Raw genomic sequence first — 16602 nt, forward strand, 5'->3', positions numbered from 1 at the left:
AATAAAAACCATTCTCAGGAACGGAGGGCAACATAAATTCTTAGATGACAATAAAAGGCATATAACGGGCGGATAATACGATATTAAAATCACCGTGTATAATTTTTATTTTGTATGTATTTCACAAAATCATTCATTATAATTATCACCATTTCAGTTGAATTATTTATTTTAGATTTTACTCATATCGTAACAATTGATATTTACCATATCTTAATTTGCTCATTTAGCATGAGTTCACTTCCCAGGAGGAAGCTAAAACAAAAACCGTTAAAGGATTGTCTAAATGAAAAGAAAAGTACTGGCCCTCGTTATCCCGGCATTGTTAGCTGCTGGCGCTGCTCACTCTGCTGAGATTTATAATAAAGACGGAAATAAACTGGACCTCTATGGCAAGGTAGATGGTCTGCATTATTTCTCCGATGATTCCTCTAAAGATGGCGATCAATCCTACGTCCGTCTTGGCTTCAAAGGCGAAACTCAGATTAACGATCAGCTGACCGGCTACGGTCAGTGGGAATATAACGTTCAGGCGAACAACACCGAAGGCGCCGACAACCAGTCCTGGACCCGTCTGGCGTTTGCGGGTCTGAAATTCGCTAACTACGGTTCATTCGACTATGGCCGTAACTACGGCGTACTGTACGACGTAGAAGGCTGGACCGATATGCTGCCAGAGTTCGGCGGCGACTCCTACACCCAGGCCGATAACTTTATGACCGGCCGCGCTAACGGCGTAGCGACCTACCGTAACAATGACTTCTTCGGTCTGGTTAACGGCCTGAACTTCGCCCTGCAGTATCAGGGTAAAAATGAAAACGCCGGCAGCGGCGAAGGCACCAACAACGGCGATCGCAGCGTACGTAACGCCAACGGCGACGGTTTTGGTCTGTCAACTTCTTATGATTTCGGTATGGGTATCAGCGCTGCCGCTGCCTACACCTCTTCTGACCGTACCAACGATCAGATGACCCGAACTACCGCACAGGGCGATAAAGCGGAAGCCTGGACTACCGGCCTGAAATACGATGCCAACAATATTTACCTGGCAACCATGTATTCCGAAACCCGCAACATGACGCCATACGGTAACGGCAACGGCGTCGCCAATAAAACCCAGAACTTTGAAGTAACTGCGCAGTATCAGTTCGACTTTGGTCTGCGTCCGGCGGTCTCTTTCCTGATGTCTAAAGGTAAAGATTTGAGCAAAACCGATGGTGACAAAGATCTGGTTAAATATGCTGACATTGGTGCGACTTATTACTTCAACCGTAATATGTCCACCTACGTTGATTACAAAATCAACCTGCTGGACGAAGACGATAGCTTCTATTCCAACAACGGCATCTCTACCGATGACGTGGTTGCTTTAGGCCTGGTTTACCAGTTCTAATCTGCGGGCCCGCTGGCAACGGCGGGCTTTCTCTTCCCCTCCCGGCCATCGACTTCATTCAAAGCAAAACAATATATCAATTGCTTTAAAATAATCGACCGATGAATGTTATATTGCTACCAGGAACCGCCGTAGCCGTAGAGGACGCCCGCCATGCACCATCATCCCGTGAAATCATCCCGTATCCATTCCATCGCCTACGATGAGTCCTCCGGTATTCTTGAAATTCGTTTTCGCGATAACAAAACCCTACAGTATCTCGGCGTCCCGCCGCGCATTTTCCGCGACTTTCTCCAGGTGGTTTCTAAAGGCCGTTTTTACGACGGCGTGATCAAAGGTAAATTTACTGAACGCCGCCGTGCCTGATGGCGAAAGTGTGATTGCGCTCAATGTACAATAATCAACTGGATGGCCTACACTTTAAGTGGTTACTTAAACAGGAGGTTTTATGAACAGAATGATTCTTGTGCCCATCGATATTTCCGATACAGAATTAACCGATCGCGTTATCAAGCATGTTGAAGCTGAAGCCAGAATCGATGATGCCGAGGTGCATTTCCTGACCGTCATTCCCTCCCTTCCCTATTACGCTTCGCTGGGAATGGCTTACACCGCAGAGCTGCCGGCGATGGATGACCTCAAAGCCGAATCGGAATCGCGGCTGAAAGAGATTGTGAAAAAGTTTACTATTCCGGAAGACCGTATCCATTTACACGTTTCCGAGGGTTCGCCAAAAGATAAAATCCTTGCTATGGCGAAGTCTCTCCCCGCGGATCTGGTGATCATTTCTTCGCACCGTCCCGATATCACCACCTATCTGCTGGGCTCTAACGCCGCCGCCGTTGTCCGCCATGCGGAATGTTCGGTGCTGGTCGTGCGGTAAACCTACTCTGCCCGCCGCTGTGCGGGCTTTTTTTCCGCAATCTGAGCACTGGGCCGTACCCGCAGCATCGCAGATAGGGGAATCATTTACCTGGTACTATTAAAATTAGTACGTTGTGTCTTTTTCATTTTGCTGTATAAAACCTTTGCCCGAACATGGGTATGTTTTACAACAATTATAGGGATGAAATGAAAAAGTTAATTATGGTAGTTTTCGCCGCAGCCGCTATTTCTGGTTGCGCCCAGCAGAGCTTCTCGGTAAATCCTGGCGTCACCGTTCAACCTCAGCAGGTCACCACTCACCACTTCTTTGTCAGCGGCATTGGCCAGTCGAAGCAAATTGATGCTGCCAAAGTCTGCGGCGGCGCCGACAAAGTAGTCCGTACTGAAGTGCAGCAGACTTTTGTCAACGGCCTGCTGGGTTTTGTCACCCTGGGTATTTATACTCCGCGTGAAGCGCGCGTCTATTGCGCTAAATAATTGCCGGCGGCAGGCATCATCATTGCCTGCCCTTTTCCCTTTCGGTTCAATCGCCTTCTCTTCGCCCGGACAAACTCATCTTTTCGCGCCCCTACCTGAAGGTTACCTGATGCATTCGTGAATCGTATCTTTGTTCGTGGCGGATTTTGCGCCACAGGTAGAGCATACGAAGAGATAAATGAAATGCCGGCACACGAGGATAAGCGCCTTGCATTTACCTCCGGTTTTTAGCAATTCCTGGGCGATCCCTTTGCGCTTGCCACAATCCATCCTGTCCGTGGATAATGGCGTGCCCCCAGAGCGGGAGACACTCCATACTGATTAAGCGCGCTCCGGGATTAGCGAATTTTGCTGGCTATATCCACGGGCGGTAATGATTTAGAATCGATATTGAAGACCGGCTGTGATGGTATAGTTTTTATTCGCAATGCCGGCAGCATCTCCTCCAATTGAAGCTGATTCACCGCTATAGGTGTCAATAATCTGAGTGCCTCCCTTGCCCTCTTCATATTTGCTATAGGTGAATTCAGCAAAAACTTTGGCATGAGGCGTGACGTAATACCCGGCATCAACCGATGTACCATAATAACGCGAATTAGTTGATTTCTCGCGAAAGGTCAGTTCACGCATATAGTGTTCGTCGTTATCATGAGCTCTGACCCAATCACTGAATTTAAACAAGGCATTAAACTCAAAGTCATTGATACGATATTGACCCGCGAGACCGATATAGGGCATGGAGAATCTCTGGCTGTATCCTATCCCACGCTCACCGGTCGGAAAATTGCCAGTCGTCGCACCGTTATCATAATTGTAAGAACCTCCGGTAGCCGTCCAACTGAAACGCGTTTCCTGATAACCCGCAATTACGCCCGCTTTATAATTGTCGTCCTGGAAAAGCCAGCCCTGCACGCTGAGATCGTATTCATTGGCATAATTGACATTGGTGCTGGGATGAGATGAATGATCTGTCCAACCGGACTGGTTATCGTTCATCCAGTCATAGTCATCCATATGTCCTGAGCCTGAAGCCAACGACGTCCAGCCTCGGGCGGTCAGCGTCAAAAAGGAGTAGGCATCCCATGAGATATCACCTTTCACAATGGCGACATTCTTTATTTTCCAGTCAAGTTGACTGACCTTTCGCCCCGTATCCGCGTCATAAACTCTCTCCTGTGATTTCCCACTCAGCATCCCTGCAGACGTCGATACAGTAAAACTTTCCGCAGAAAAGTTTGGACTTAGCTGCATTGACTCGGCATAAGCTGATCCTGAAAAAGTCGCTATCATCATTACTGCAACGGTACTTTTTTTCATTTTTATTCCCATAATCAAAGTTAATCCATAAGTTGCAGTGAAAGTTTAAATCTCATAAAAATATCAGGCAACTGTCAATTTTTGTAATTGCCTTATTCATAATCCGAGAAATTCGAATGTGGACTGGATAAGCGCTTCGTTTTGCAAGGAAAAACCCCATTGAGTAGGCACATATTCAGATTATTATCAGGAAAAAACCCAACTGCTCTGGCGTTGTAGGGAATCAGTCTGTAGCAGGTTATTTTTACTCAAACTTTACCGCTGTTATTCACCTGCGCCAAATACCTTCGCTGTGTAATTATCAGGATGCAAATAATTATATCGCGATCCTGGCGGATTATGGCAAAAGCAGGAACAAGGCCCCTGCTTTAAAAAAACCGAGGTACCTTGCCAACTCTTTTTGATTATCGCGAACAATAAATTCTCGCACCCTTTTACCAGATACCGTCCATCACCGGGTATGTGACGCTGGCGTGCCTATAAACGACGTTTTTTTCTGCCCGGAAGGGGGATTGAGGCCAAAACTTCGCCGCACTATCGTTAGCAGATGGAAAGCCGCCGTAAAACGCGCTGGCATTCGTCGTCGGAATCCGTACCATACGCGACATACTTTTGCCTGCTGGCTGCTGTAAGCCGGTGCTAACCATTGTTAACCAGATGGGGCATGAAAACGCAATAAATGGTGTTCAAAGTCGACAGTACAGGGATGGATGAAATGAACGGCGATCGGCTATCAATGCCTGACGCCAGGCTTGCACCGTGATGTTAACTTTGCCCCTTACATGCCTTTTCGTTTCAGAGAACGTTTATAATGCTTGATAATCAGCAAGTTACAAAGAAAGAAAAATACAATATCGACAAATTGCAGAAGCGCCTGCGCCGTAACGTCGGCGAGGCGATCGCTGATTTTAATATGATTGAAGAAGGCGACCGCATCATGGTTTGCCTCTCCGGCGGTAAAGACAGCTACACCATGCTGGAGATTTTGCGCAACTTGCAGAAAAGCGCGCCAATTTCCTTCTCCCTGGTGGCGGTCAACCTCGATCAAAAACAGCCGGGCTTCCCCGAGCATATCCTGCCGGAATATCTTGAGCAGCTGGGCGTTGAATACAAGATTGTTGAAGAAAATACCTACGGCATTGTTAAAGAAAAAATCCCGGAAGGTAAAACCACCTGCTCGCTCTGCTCACGTCTGCGCCGCGGCATTCTTTACCGCACCGCCTCTGAGCTGGGCGCAACCAAAATCGCCCTCGGCCACCACCGCGACGACATCCTGCAGACTCTGTTTCTGAATATGTTCTACGGCGGGAAGATGAAAGGGATGCCGCCGAAGCTGATGAGCGATGACGGTAAACATATCGTGATTCGCCCGCTGGCCTACTGCCGGGAAAAAGATATTGAGCGTTTCTCCCAGGCGAAAGGTTTTCCGATTATCCCGTGCAACCTGTGCGGCTCGCAGCCCAACCTCCAGCGCCAGGTCATTGCCGACATGCTTCGTGACTGGGACAAACGCTATCCAGGGCGCATCGAAACGATGTTTAGCGCGATGCAGAACGTGGTGCCTTCCCATCTCAGCGACGTCAACCTGTTCGACTTTAAAAGCATTCAGCACGGCTCTGCGGTCGTTGACGGCGGCGATCTGGCGTTCGATCGTGAAGAGATTCCGATGCAGCCGGCCGGCTGGCAGCCGGAAGAAGATGACGCGCAGCTGGATGAGCTGCGCCTGAATGTTGTGGAAGTAAAATAACGTCTTTGCGTCTCAGGTACGCGCCTGAGACGCCTTTTCCGCGCTTATTTCAGCAAACGAACCCGGCAGGCTTTACCTTTAATTTTCCCGTTTTGTAGCTGCTTAAACGCTTTATGCGCGACGCCCTGACGCACGGCAACGTAGACATGCGCCGGATGAACGGCGATCTTACCGATATCTGCACCCTCAAGACCGATATCACCGGTCAACGCCCCCAGCACATCGCCCGCGCGCATCTTCGCTTTTTTGCCGCCATCAATGCATAGCGTGGCCATCTCTGCCTGCAGTGGCACAACGCTGCTATTCGTCGGCCCACTCATCCAGTTGAGCTTCATTTGCAGCATTTCGGCAAGGATATTTGCGCGCTGCGCCTCTTCCGGCGCGCAGAGGCTAATCGCCAGGCCGCTTTCACCGGCGCGGGCGGTACGGCCAATACGGTGTACGTGAACCTCCGGATCCCAGGCCAGTTCATAGTTCACCACCAGCTCAAGCGACTTGATATCTAACCCGCGCGCAGCAACATCGGTCGCCACCAGCACGCGCGCGCTCCCGTTAGCAAAGCGCACCAGCGTCTGGTCGCGATCGCGCTGTTCAAGGTCGCCATGCAGCGATAGCGCGCTTTGCCCGGCGGCGTTTAGCGAGTCGCAGACGGCCTGACAATCCTTTTTGGTGTTGCAGAACACCACGCAGGAGGCGGGCTGATGCTGGCTCAACAGCTTTTGCAGCAGCGCGATTTTGCCGTGTTGCGAGGTTTCAAAAAACTGCTGCTCGATAGCCGGCAGTGCATCAACGGCGTCAATTTCAATAGTCTGCGGGTTGTTTTGTACGCGGCCGCTGATTGCCGCTATCGCTTCCGGCCAGGTGGCGGAAAACAGCAGCGTCTGGCGCGAAGCCGGCGCAAAGCGGATCACTTCATCAATGGCATCGCTAAAGCCCATATCCAGCATGCGGTCCGCTTCGTCCATCACCAGCGTTTGTAGGGCATCTAACGATACAGTGCCCTTTTGCAGGTGATCGAGCAACCGCCCCGGCGTGGCGACGATAATATGCGGCGCATGCTGTAGCGAATCGCGCTGGGCGCCAAAGGGCTGGCCGCCGCAGAGGGTTAAAATTTTGATATTCGCCATGAAGCGCGCCAGCCGACGCAGCTCGCCGGCGACCTGATCCGCCAGCTCGCGGGTCGGACACAGCACCAGCGACTGCGTCTGGAACAGCGAGGCGTCAACGTGCTGAAGTAGCCCGAGGCCGAATGCCGCCGTTTTACCGCTGCCGGTTTTTGCCTGCACGCGGACATCTTTACCCGCAAGAATCGCCGGCAAAGCCGCGGCCTGAACCGGGGTCATCGAGAGATACCCCAGTTCATTCAGGTTAGTTAGCTGGGCGGCGGGCAAAACATTCAGAGTTGAAAAAGCGGTCACAATTATTTCTCGCATTACATTTAGGGGCGGACAATCTGCTGGCGCGTATCGTCGCAGATCTCCGCTCCCGATGCGACAATTTAATCGGCTCATCGTCAGGCGGCGGGTCGGGTAACGGGCGCGGGCGAGGTTTGGGATCGTGGACCGGTACCGGATCGTTAGGTTCCGGCGGAATGGGAATTGAGTTCAGCTGTTCATTACGCATATTGACTCCCGGTTGTGGGCGGGTACACCCGTTAAGCGTAGAAGCTGAGAAACAGAGCGCAAAAAAAAAGCCGACTCATTAAAGTCGGCGTCGTACGAATCAATTGTGCTATGCAGTAATTCAAAAAAGGAAGTAAGACAATATGGAGCGCAACGCCCATCGCTTGACGTTGCATTCACCTGCGAGAGAGATATTGCCCTGAATGGGTAGATGGTTTATTGATTTCGCTCAAACATTGCCGGGTTTTCACCATCATCATCGCGACAAAAGACGATTCTTTACAGCCATTTACTACGATGCAACCACCATGTAACACCCCCAATGAGAACGACTAACATTAGGCAGAAAATGGCAAAACCCATATGCCAGCTGTTGCCGGGAATGCCGCCGAGGTTGACGCCAAAGAGACCGGTTAAAAAGGTACTGGGCAGAAAAACCATGGCCATCAACGACATCGTATAGGTTCTTCGCGATAGCGACTCCTGCATAATCTGCGCGATCTCATCGCTCATAATCGCCGTGCGGGCGATGCAGCTATCAATCTCATCCAGACCTCGCCCCAGACGTTCGGCAATGTCCTGCATCCGGCGCCGGTGATCGTCCGTCATCCACGGCAGACGCTCGCTGGCTAATCTGGCATACACATCGCGCTGCGGCGCCATATAGCGGCGCATGACGATAAGCTGTTTACGCAACAGCGCCAGGAAACCGCGCGGCGGAACCTGCTGATCCAATAAATCATCTTCCAGATCGATAATCCGGTCGTGAAGCTGCTCGATAAACTCGCTGGCGTGATCGGTCAGCGCATCGCAGACCTCCACCAGCCAGCCGCCGCCGTCAACCGGACCGTTGCCCTCGCGCAAATCGCCGAGCACATCGTCCAGCGCCAGGACTTTGCGCTGCCGGGTGGAGACAATCAAGCGCTCATCCATATAAAGACGCATCGCGACCAGCTGGTCCGGGCGCTCATCGGTACTGCCATTGATGCAGCGCAGCGTGATTAACGCCCCATCGCCAATCCTCGTCACTCGCGGACGAGTGCTCTCCCCGGCCAACGCGTCACGCACGTTATTGGGCAGCAGCGGCGTCGATGCCAGCCATTCCGCGCTATCCACATGGGTATAGTTGAGATGCAGCCAACAAGGATGCTCTTTATCAATGGTGTCACTATCGACCAACGGCTTTACGCCGCCCTGCCCGTCGAACACCCATGCAAAAACGGCATCCGGCACGTTCAGTTCCGATCCCTTAATGGCGTCCACTGGACCTCCGTTAACTCATGCACATTTCCGTAGTCTAGCCTTACGCGACGGTTACGCAAGAGCTAATCAGGGCATGCTGCTGAATTCACTGGCGAAAAGCGGGAGGGCTGAAAAAAAGAACCCGCCGGCGGCGGGTTGCTGATGAACTTTGCAATACGGTGTCTAACCTGCATTATCACCTGCCGCCAGACGCTGGGCTGACGGGAAGGCAGGCTAGCAGGAGCCGTTCATTTTTTCTCTTCTGCGTATTGACGAGCGTTGTCATGCAAATTAGTACACATTGCTTTTTCCTCCATTTTAGTAAGCAAAATAAGAATAGAGCGATCTTGCCGGTTTGCAAGTTTTAAGAATTATCTTTCGCAACCCAGCGTGCGTTATCCAGATGACGCAGCAATAGTACGAGGTCTAAATCATTGCGTAGATCAAATTTAGACATAATGAGACGCTTGTGGGCAAAAACCGTTTTATTGCAAAGCGATAGCTTACTGGCAATCGTGTTCACCGTTAACCCCTGATAAATTGCCGCCGCGATGATTCTCTGCTGCGGGGAAAGCGTCCTCTGCGGGCAACTATCGCACCGAAGCGCCAGCTTTTCTTTTGCTGACGGAGGCGTCAGAACCCATGAAAGTTTAATTTTCGCAATAACCTGAGAGAGCTTCTCATCGCGCCCAACAAAAACTATCTCCTTCAAGCAGAGCGGCAAAACGCCTTTCCCTCGATGATTTAGCCTGGCAACCACGCCGATCAGCAATCCCGGTTTACGGTTTAACAACTCTGGATGACATACGAACTCTTCCCCGCGGCATAAATCCAGTACGACGACATCTGCATCACGCACGAGCCGTTCGTTAAGCGATGCGGTGACCTGTGTAGAGAATGCGTATTCCGGGAAGAGCGCCTGCAATAAAAAATGAAATCCCAAATTAAAGAACTGATTATTATTTTTAATAACAATATTCAACATCGATTTAGCCTGCTGACGAAAGTAAATCAAGTATTATCCAGATAGCTAACGATACGCACAGTACAGCTATCGTCGTTTTAAAAAACACGATATACATAAACATTATTTTTTGACCTGAGAACGGGCACTCAACGAACTTTAAGTAAAATAGCTATCTGGCGTGACGGGCATTCCCCTCACCAATTAACTTCGAGGTGCCCCATCCGGGATTAATATTTTCAGCATTCAACCCAAACGGAAATAGTGAGAAAACGTCATGCCATCCATATGAATTATATTTCTGCCAACCGGACCGTCGCCAGCAAGTCCAGCTCACGACGAAGCGCTAGCAAAAACCAGCGCTATCGCTGCTGATAGTGAATTTTGATATAAACACACTCATTAACTCAAGTTATTTCTCGGTATCATTTTAGACTATTCATCGCTTGTCTTTTTCTGCAATCCCGACTTATCGCCTCCACGCCTCGTGGATTCAAACGGTGACTTCAGCCCTTGATCAAGCCATCCCGTATAAAAGTCTTCATTAACTCATCCCCGCAGCCGCGCGTTGTGCGGATTTCTTTTTCCGCAAAATGCTGTATTATGCAAGTTATTGCAGCATTTTGCGGATTCAAACGATGCATAAAACGGCCAGGCAAAAATATCTTATTGATATTCTCAGTGAAAAAGGCCAGATCACGATCAGTGAGCTGGTAGACAGACTGCAGGTTTCTGCAGATACGCTGCGCCGGGATCTTAGCGACCTCGAAAAACAGGGGCTCGCCCAGAAAAACCACGGCGGCGCTATCGCGCTCAATCTCTCCGCCATGAATCGGCAGAACAGGAACACCCTGCTACCGGATACCAAGAAGCGCTTAGGTAAAATGGTGGCGGAGAAGATCCCCGGCGGATCCACGCTGTTTCTTGACGCCGGGAGCACCGTGCTGGCCGTCGCCACCCAGATACAGGGCCCAATGACGGTCATTACCCCCTCTTTAGATATTGCCCAGCACTTCAGCACCCGTGCGGATATTCAGCTTATTTTGCTGGGGGGGAAATGGGATATGCAGCAGCGCCTGTTTGCCGGTAGCGCTACGGTTTCGCTGCTGGAACGCTATCGGGCGGATATCGCTGTTCTCGGCACCTGCGCGCTCCACGCCGACCTCGGCCTCAGCGCCAGTCAGGAGGCGGATGCTGAAGTCAAGCGCGCCATGCTGGCGGCCAGCGCGGAACATTGGCTGGTTGCCGATCATATGAAACTGAATCACTGCGAGCCCTGGCAGGTTGCCGGACTCGCCGACATCCATCAGCTCTTCCTCGATCGCCCCTGGGACGAACTGAAGGATAACGACTCAATACAGCTCCATATCGCTGATGCTTAATAACGCGGAGATGCTTATGACTACCGGTAAGAACATTAATATTGCCCTGATTGGCTACGGCTTCGTCGGCAAAACTTTTCACGCCCCGCTGATCCAGTCCGTCGACGGCCTGAATCTGGCGATTGTCGCCTCGCGTGATGAAGAGAAAGTGAAACGTGACCTGCCAGAAGTCACCGTCATCGCATCGCCTGAAGAGGCCATCCAGCATCCGGATGTCGATCTGGTGGTTATCGCCTCTCCTAACGCAACCCATGCTCCGCTTGCCCGTCTGGCTTTACACGCCGGCAAGCACGTCGTCGTCGACAAACCCTTTACCCTCGATATGCAGGAGGCTCGCGAACTGATTGCCCTCGCGGAAGAGAAACAGCGGGTACTGTCGGTATTCCATAACCGCCGCTGGGACAGCGATTATCTGGGCGTGAAGCAGGTTATCGAACAGGGGCTCATCGGCAAAGTTAAACATTTTGAATCCCATTTCGACCGATTCCGCCCAGAAGTGCGCGTCCGCTGGCGGGAGCAGAACGTACCGGGCAGCGGCCTGTGGTTTGATTTAGGTCCACATCTGATCGACCAGACGCTGCAGCTGTTCGGCCTGCCGCAGTCGGTGCAGGGGAATATCGCCACCCTGCGTGAAGGCGCGGAAATCAACGACTGGGCGCACGTGGTGCTGAACTATCCGCAGCACAAAGTGGTTCTGCACTGCAGCATGCTGGTCGCGGGCGGCGTATCCCGCTTTACCGTCCATGGTGATAAAGGTAGCGTCGTCAAACAACGCACTGACCAGCAGGAGAGCCAGCTGCTGGCGGGCGTGGTCCCGGGCAGCGAAAGCTGGGGCGAAGACGACGATAGCCTGGTGGTGTTTGATGCCAACCTGCGCGCCAGTGAAATCAGCGCGCCACGAGGCGATCAGCGGCAGTACTATATTCACGTCCGCGATGCGCTGACGGGCAAAATCAGCAACCCGGTATCGCCCTTAGAAGCGCTCGCCGTCATGGCGGTACTGGAAGCCGCAGCGCAGTCTGCCGAAAGCGGAACAACGCAAACTTTAGCGCTGACCGCCGATGAACTGGCGGGCCTGCAATAAGCGCTGCGCGATATGTTTGACGGTTTGTCGTCCGGAGCGCCGCTCCGGATAACCACTCCCTTTCATACCAGCCTACAGTTTCACCCGCAGCAAATCGCTGAATCGGGTGGTGTAGGCTGGCGACAGCATATGCCGTTTCATCTCCCAGCTGCGCTCGATTCCCTGCCCGGCAAACCAGAGCTGGCCTTTTTCACGTCGGTTAACTAAATCAAGCACCGTCATCAGCTGTTCGCTATTCGCTCGCGGCTGATAGTCGTCAAACAGGCCTAACTGCGCCACCCCCTGGCTAAAGAAATCGCCCAGCATCACGCCGCACTTTTGATATCGGCATCCCTCCCGCCAGATAGTATCCAGGCATTTTAGCGCCGCAGCGACGATATCCCGGCTATCCTGCGTCGGGATGTGGATTTTCGTGCCGGCGTCTTTGCTGTAATAGACTTCATGACCGGCGAACGGACTGGTCTTCACAAAGACCGAAACATAGCGGCAGTACTGGTGCTCCGCGCGCAGCTTCTCGGCGGCGCGGACCGCATGGCTGCAGACGGCTTCGCGCATCGCCCCGTATTCAATCACCTTCTGACTAAAGGAACGCGAGCAGATAATTTGCTGTTTAGTCGGCATATACTCTTCCAGTTCAAGGCACGACTCGCCTCTCAGCTCCCGCACGGTGCGCTCCATTACAACGCTGAAATGTTTTCTGATCAGCGAAGCGGGCGTCTCGGCCAGCTGAAGAGCCGTCGTAATCCCCATGTCATTGAGCTTTTTCGCAATCCGTCGCCCCACTCCCCAGATTTCACCGACGGCAACCTTCTCCAGCAGTTTTCTCTGCCTGGCCGGCAATGAGAGATCGACAACGCCCTCGAATTTTGGCCACCTTTTGGCCGCATAATTCGCCAGCTTGGCCAGGGTTTTCGTCGGCCCGATCCCCACCCCTACCGTCAAGCCGGTACTCTGGAGTAATGTACTACGCACGTGGCGACCAAACGCCTCAAGCTCCTCAGAACGATGGATCCCGGTCAAATTTACGAACGCTTCATCAATGGAATATTGATACACCGCGGGCGCCAGTTCTTCGAGAATCGTCATGACGCGATGGGACATATCGCCATAAAGGGCATAGTTGCTGCTAAACACCGCTACCTGATGACGTTCAAACTGTGATTTCACTTTGAAATACGGCGCGCCCATTGGAATTTCCAGCAGTTTCGCCTCATGGTTTCTGGCGATGACGCAGCCATCGTTATTGCTTAACACCACCACCGGACGCCCGCGTAAGTCAGGGCGAAAGGCTATTTCACAGCTGGCGTAAAATGAATTCACATCGACCAGGGCAAACATCAGCGGAGCCTGTTGATGCTGAAAGTGACAACGCCAAAAATCTCCAGCGCTTCACCGTCGTTGCGCAGCACAATTGGCGGAAAATCCGGGTTCATCGGCAAGAGCTGCATGATGGGGTGCGTACAAAGACGCTTAACCGTGTATTCACCGTCGACTGAGGCAATGATGATATCCCCATGCTTCGCTTTCAGGCCGCGATCCACCACCAGCAGCGTACCTTCATAAATACCGGCATCCACCATTGAGGTGCCTGTCGCCATGACAAAATAGGTTGCCGCGGGATGGCTGATACAAAGCTCATTGAGATCGATTCCCTTCTCAATATAATCCTGCGCAGGGCTGGGAAAACCGCATGGGACAAGGTCGCTAAACAGCGGAATCGACACGATCTGACGCAACTCAACCGGTTTATAGAACAACATAATAGACTCACCGTTATAATACTGTGTTTTTATACAGTATCGATAGTTCATCTACGTTTTTCAAGTCGCCTGTCGGAGATTGGCGTGAAGCCGTTGAAGTTGCGCTGAATTTTGCGTAAGGCGTTGCATAGCACGGGGCTGGAGAATGCCTCCCCCCTACGTATTCCAGATGGTTTTGTACGGCATGCTGGAAATTTCCGCGAATTGGGAGGAGGATAGAATCCGTTGATGCGTGCTTTGCTCATCGCTTGTTGTTGTCCACCCGACATACTGAACCGGAGATTCATATGTATTACACGTTAGGAGACAAAACTCTCCACTTTTATCGTTATCAGTGCCGTTTTTATGTCGCTCATTGGGACGGAGGTCATGTGATGACGGAGAAGTTCAAGCCGTTTATTGCCTCCATCACCGAGAAAACGGGCATTGAGGCAAAGAACGTTGAGGCGGCGGCGCGGGACTACTTCAATAACGTCGACTGAGATTGAACCCCGGGCCATCGCTATCGGCTTATCCATAGCGATGGCAACGGCTGGCGAACGGCAGAAAGCGCAAATAATAAGCCGTGTCACGCGATCGTAAAACAAAGCCTGTAGGATAGCCCCCGGACGCCACCAGCGCTAAAACGAGGTGAAGAGATGGGAACAGTAAAAGCCAGCAATCTGGAACAGGCAAAGCAGCTTCTGCAGTCCGGCGACGCCATTAAACTCGAACTGGATTTCGAGCTCGACTCTGATGAGTTTTTTAATTTTGCTATCGAGTACTGTACAAATGGAACGAAGCTCACGCGAGCCGGCGATCGCTTCCTGATTTCACGTAAAAAAAGGTAGCCTGAGAGTCATCCCTGCCATTCACAGCATCACAGAGGCATACGTTTTTCGCATCTGTGATGCTCTCCGTCATAATAAAAATATCCGCAGAAATTAACCTCAAATATTGATACATCGCGCATTTTCGTGAGTAAAGGAGGAATAGTGTAGCTTCGCTATCTCACCGAGGGTTAAATCGTGAAAAAACTATTAATATGCTGTCTGTTTGGCGAAACGGCAGGGATTATTGCCCGCAAAATGCAAAAAATTGCTGACGATCGGCAATTAGATTTATTAATCAGCGCCGTTGGGGTTGAAAATTTCTTTAGCGTCGCGCCTGCCTATGATGGCGTACTGGTTGCGCCGCATATCCAGTATAAGGTTGAACAATTTATTAGCGCACTGCATTTACCACAAGAAATTGCCGTGATTGAAAGCTTGCCCTATGCCTCATATGATGGCGAGAAGATCCTCAACTTCGCGCTGAATACAATGCCTTCATCTCTGTCCTGATCTCTACGTCCCGCCCCACACAACCCGCGAGATCGCGGGCTCTGTGGGGATTAATTATCTGAACGGCGCATCAAGAGGCACTTCAGCGTCCGGTTCGTGGGTGATGCGGTTGCGAAGATCGCGACGAATCATCTCAATGGCCCAGAACCAAAAAATATGCCCCACCAGTTCCGAAATATATTCATCGGCAGGAATATTCAATAAAGAGGGGGTCAGGCCCAGTAACGGAAAGGAAATCCAGTGTACGGCGATAGTTGCGACAATCCCGGCCCATGCCCCCTGCCATAATTTAACTTTCGGAAAGACCTCCGCGACGACACAATAGCCAACGGCAAATACCAATGAGAATATAATATGCGTAACCATCACCGGATTGATGATGTGTTCGGAAAAAGTATAAACCGTATGCGTCGGGTCAATGCCCAGATAGTCGCGTAAGAAAAGATAAGGTGGGTTAAATTCATCTCTGCCACCGGAGAAAGTACGCGGCGGTAAAGGAACTTCAGCGCCCCATTTAACAAATGCCGACATAATCCCTGCCACTACCCCGACAAATAACGCTACGCCATAACGACGGCGTCCAGGTGTGGTCTGTTTAAAAAAATCCTTAATTGCCATAAAATCACCATTAATATATTACATTTATTTTCCCTGTATCATATTTAAAGGCATTGGCGATTATCAATGTTGATCACGATCACACTTTATCGGGTCCTGTGGCTACCAGTTCTATACTGTAATTATGACCATAGGTATACCATTAGCAGATAAAGAGCCCCTTTTATTCAAAGGAGACTCTTCCCGTACGATGCGTTTATTGCCCAAAGCGGTAGCTAATGCCGGCCATCACGGAGCTCACATCGCTGCTCACGCCAATTTGGTTTTCGTTACCCACATTGTTGACCCACTGGTACTCCAGGCGCCCCGACCATCTGTCATTAAAGGCATATTCGGTACCGAAAGCCAGCACCGGACGCACGCCCGTATCAAATCGATTTTTTCCATTCACATTGGATTCCGCACGGTAGCCCATCAGGCCGGCCCGGCCGTACAGATCCCAGTCGCTGGTCAGGCTGTAGCTGGCCTTCAACGAAAGCTGTAGCCCCTGACTTTTCATTTGCGAACCGGCTGCGCCATGGCGACCATTGATGCCCATATTCCCTAAATAGTCATATCCACCTTCAACCGCCAGCCAGGGGTTAATCTGATAGCCGGTAAACACACCGCCGCCGACGTTATCGCGGTCAACATCGACTTGCCGATCGGTGCTGGAGTCGCCGTAGTGCGACCAGCCAAATTTAGACCCCGCGTACCAGGTTCCAGTCTCCGCAGCAGCAAAAGCGGCAGTCGCCGTAAAAGTATGAGCAATAATTAACGTAATAAGCGTCTTCTTCATAATCATCCCAT

18 protein-coding genes and 2 pseudogenes are annotated in these 16602 nt (G+C 51.2%); 11 read left to right on the forward strand and 9 right to left on the reverse strand.

Translation table 11 applies throughout. The features are described 5' to 3' along the window. Nucleotides 1–286: 286 nt before the first annotated feature. From ompC to F8562_RS06240, 4 genes are all read left to right on the forward strand, one after another. Entirely contained in the window at nucleotides 287–1393 is a 1107-nt protein-coding gene (gene ompC / locus F8562_RS06225; protein WP_009652979.1) for a porin OmpC, read from the forward strand. 153 nt (nucleotides 1394–1546) lie between these two features. After that, nucleotides 1547–1759, forward strand: coding sequence for a KTSC domain-containing protein (locus tag F8562_RS06230; protein ID WP_004850325.1), 213 nt, complete (start codon nucleotides 1547–1549; stop codon nucleotides 1757–1759). Nucleotides 1760–1841: 82 nt separating this feature from the next. Further along, nucleotides 1842–2276 carry a universal stress protein UspF gene (gene uspF, locus F8562_RS06235; RefSeq protein ID WP_004850323.1) on the forward strand — a complete coding sequence of 145 codons (435 nt, stop codon included), beginning with the start codon at nucleotides 1842–1844 and terminating at the stop codon, nucleotides 2274–2276. 188 nt (nucleotides 2277–2464) lie between these two features. After that, on the forward strand, nucleotides 2465–2755 hold the full coding sequence (locus tag F8562_RS06240) for a Bor family protein (RefSeq protein ID WP_014229121.1): 291 nt from the start codon (nucleotides 2465–2467) through the stop codon (nucleotides 2753–2755). A gap of 378 nt (nucleotides 2756–3133) precedes the next feature. Here F8562_RS06240 and F8562_RS06245 read toward each other — a convergent pair whose 3' ends face one another. Further along, complete coding sequence (locus F8562_RS06245; protein ID WP_042934342.1) at nucleotides 3134–4072, reverse strand: omptin family outer membrane protease; 939 nt, start codon at nucleotides 4070–4072, stop codon at nucleotides 3134–3136. Between the two features lie 542 nt (nucleotides 4073–4614). On the opposite strand from F8562_RS06245, the pseudogene F8562_RS29750 reads away from it, so the two are divergent. Together F8562_RS29750 and ttcA are read left to right on the forward strand one after the other, a co-directional pair. Continuing rightward, a pseudogene (locus F8562_RS29750) lies at nucleotides 4615–4835 on the forward strand (site-specific integrase); the annotation flags it as partial. 48 nt (nucleotides 4836–4883) lie between these two features. Continuing rightward, nucleotides 4884–5819 carry a tRNA 2-thiocytidine(32) synthetase TtcA gene (gene ttcA / locus F8562_RS06255; protein ID WP_014838310.1) on the forward strand — a complete coding sequence of 312 codons (936 nt, stop codon included), beginning with the start codon at nucleotides 4884–4886 and terminating at the stop codon, nucleotides 5817–5819. A 44-nt stretch (nucleotides 5820–5863) separates the two neighbouring features. On the opposite strand, the gene dbpA is transcribed toward ttcA, so the two are convergent. The 4 genes and pseudogenes from dbpA to F8562_RS06270 all read right to left on the reverse strand — a co-directional run bounded on the left by dbpA (nucleotide 5864) and on the right by F8562_RS06270 (nucleotide 9668). Further along, entirely contained in the window at nucleotides 5864–7237 is a 1374-nt protein-coding gene (gene dbpA, locus F8562_RS06260) for an ATP-dependent RNA helicase DbpA (RefSeq protein WP_014229118.1), read from the reverse strand. 40 nt (nucleotides 7238–7277) lie between these two features. Next, nucleotides 7278–7442: pseudogene (locus F8562_RS29680) on the reverse strand (hypothetical protein); the annotation flags it as partial. A 278-nt stretch (nucleotides 7443–7720) separates the two neighbouring features. Next, nucleotides 7721–8704 (reverse strand): zinc transporter ZntB, encoded by a 984-nt coding sequence (gene zntB, locus F8562_RS06265; protein ID WP_004850311.1) that lies wholly within the window; start codon nucleotides 8702–8704, stop codon nucleotides 7721–7723. A gap of 343 nt (nucleotides 8705–9047) precedes the next feature. Continuing rightward, nucleotides 9048–9668, reverse strand: a complete 621-nt coding sequence (locus F8562_RS06270) for a helix-turn-helix transcriptional regulator (RefSeq protein WP_042934083.1) — start codon at nucleotides 9666–9668, stop codon at nucleotides 9048–9050. 617 nt (nucleotides 9669–10285) lie between these two features. Here F8562_RS06270 and F8562_RS06275 point away from each other — a divergent pair. Continuing rightward, nucleotides 10286–11029 (forward strand): DeoR/GlpR family DNA-binding transcription regulator, encoded by a 744-nt coding sequence (locus F8562_RS06275; RefSeq protein WP_014838308.1) that lies wholly within the window; start codon nucleotides 10286–10288, stop codon nucleotides 11027–11029. Beyond that, entirely contained in the window at nucleotides 11022–12113 is a 1092-nt protein-coding gene (locus F8562_RS06280) for an oxidoreductase (RefSeq protein ID WP_177331765.1), read from the forward strand. The genes F8562_RS06275 and F8562_RS06280 overlap by 8 nt, the downstream gene beginning before the upstream one ends. 72 nt (nucleotides 12114–12185) lie before the next feature. Here F8562_RS06280 and umuC read toward each other — a convergent pair whose 3' ends face one another. Both umuC and umuD read right to left on the reverse strand, forming a co-directional pair. Beyond that, nucleotides 12186–13451 (reverse strand): translesion error-prone DNA polymerase V subunit UmuC, encoded by a 1266-nt coding sequence (gene umuC, locus F8562_RS06285; protein ID WP_014229114.1) that lies wholly within the window; start codon nucleotides 13449–13451, stop codon nucleotides 12186–12188. Beyond that, the gene (gene umuD / locus F8562_RS06290; RefSeq protein WP_004850301.1) at nucleotides 13451–13873 is read right to left on the reverse strand and encodes a translesion error-prone DNA polymerase V autoproteolytic subunit; all 423 of its coding nucleotides are present in this window, start codon (nucleotides 13871–13873) and stop codon (nucleotides 13451–13453) included. Before umuD ends, umuC begins: the two co-directional genes overlap by 1 nt. 287 nt (nucleotides 13874–14160) lie before the next feature. On the opposite strand from umuD, the gene F8562_RS06295 reads away from it, so the two are divergent. From F8562_RS06295 to F8562_RS06305, 3 genes are all read left to right on the forward strand, one after another. After that, nucleotides 14161–14355 carry a hypothetical protein gene (locus F8562_RS06295; protein ID WP_014229113.1) on the forward strand — a complete coding sequence of 65 codons (195 nt, stop codon included), beginning with the start codon at nucleotides 14161–14163 and terminating at the stop codon, nucleotides 14353–14355. Nucleotides 14356–14511: 156 nt separating this feature from the next. Further along, nucleotides 14512–14703, forward strand: coding sequence for a hypothetical protein (locus tag F8562_RS06300; RefSeq protein ID WP_004850297.1), 192 nt, complete (start codon nucleotides 14512–14514; stop codon nucleotides 14701–14703). 177 nt (nucleotides 14704–14880) lie between these two features. Then, nucleotides 14881–15195: a PTS sugar transporter subunit IIB gene (locus F8562_RS06305; protein ID WP_014838306.1), complete on the forward strand. Its 315-nt coding sequence runs from the start codon at nucleotides 14881–14883 to the stop codon at nucleotides 15193–15195. A gap of 54 nt (nucleotides 15196–15249) precedes the next feature. On the opposite strand, the gene F8562_RS06310 is transcribed toward F8562_RS06305, so the two are convergent. Together F8562_RS06310 and F8562_RS06315 are read right to left on the reverse strand one after the other, a co-directional pair. Next, entirely contained in the window at nucleotides 15250–15813 is a 564-nt protein-coding gene (locus tag F8562_RS06310) for a YagU family protein (RefSeq protein WP_004850292.1), read from the reverse strand. A gap of 196 nt (nucleotides 15814–16009) precedes the next feature. Then, a complete protein-coding gene (locus F8562_RS06315) occupies nucleotides 16010–16591 on the reverse strand; it encodes an outer membrane beta-barrel protein (protein ID WP_042934341.1) in 582 nt (193 codons plus the stop codon). Nucleotides 16592–16602 lie beyond the last annotated feature (11 nt).

This window comes from Klebsiella sp. RCJ4 (genome assembly GCF_009025755.1).
In the GTDB taxonomy this organism is placed as follows: domain Bacteria; phylum Pseudomonadota; class Gammaproteobacteria; order Enterobacterales; family Enterobacteriaceae; genus Klebsiella; species Klebsiella michiganensis.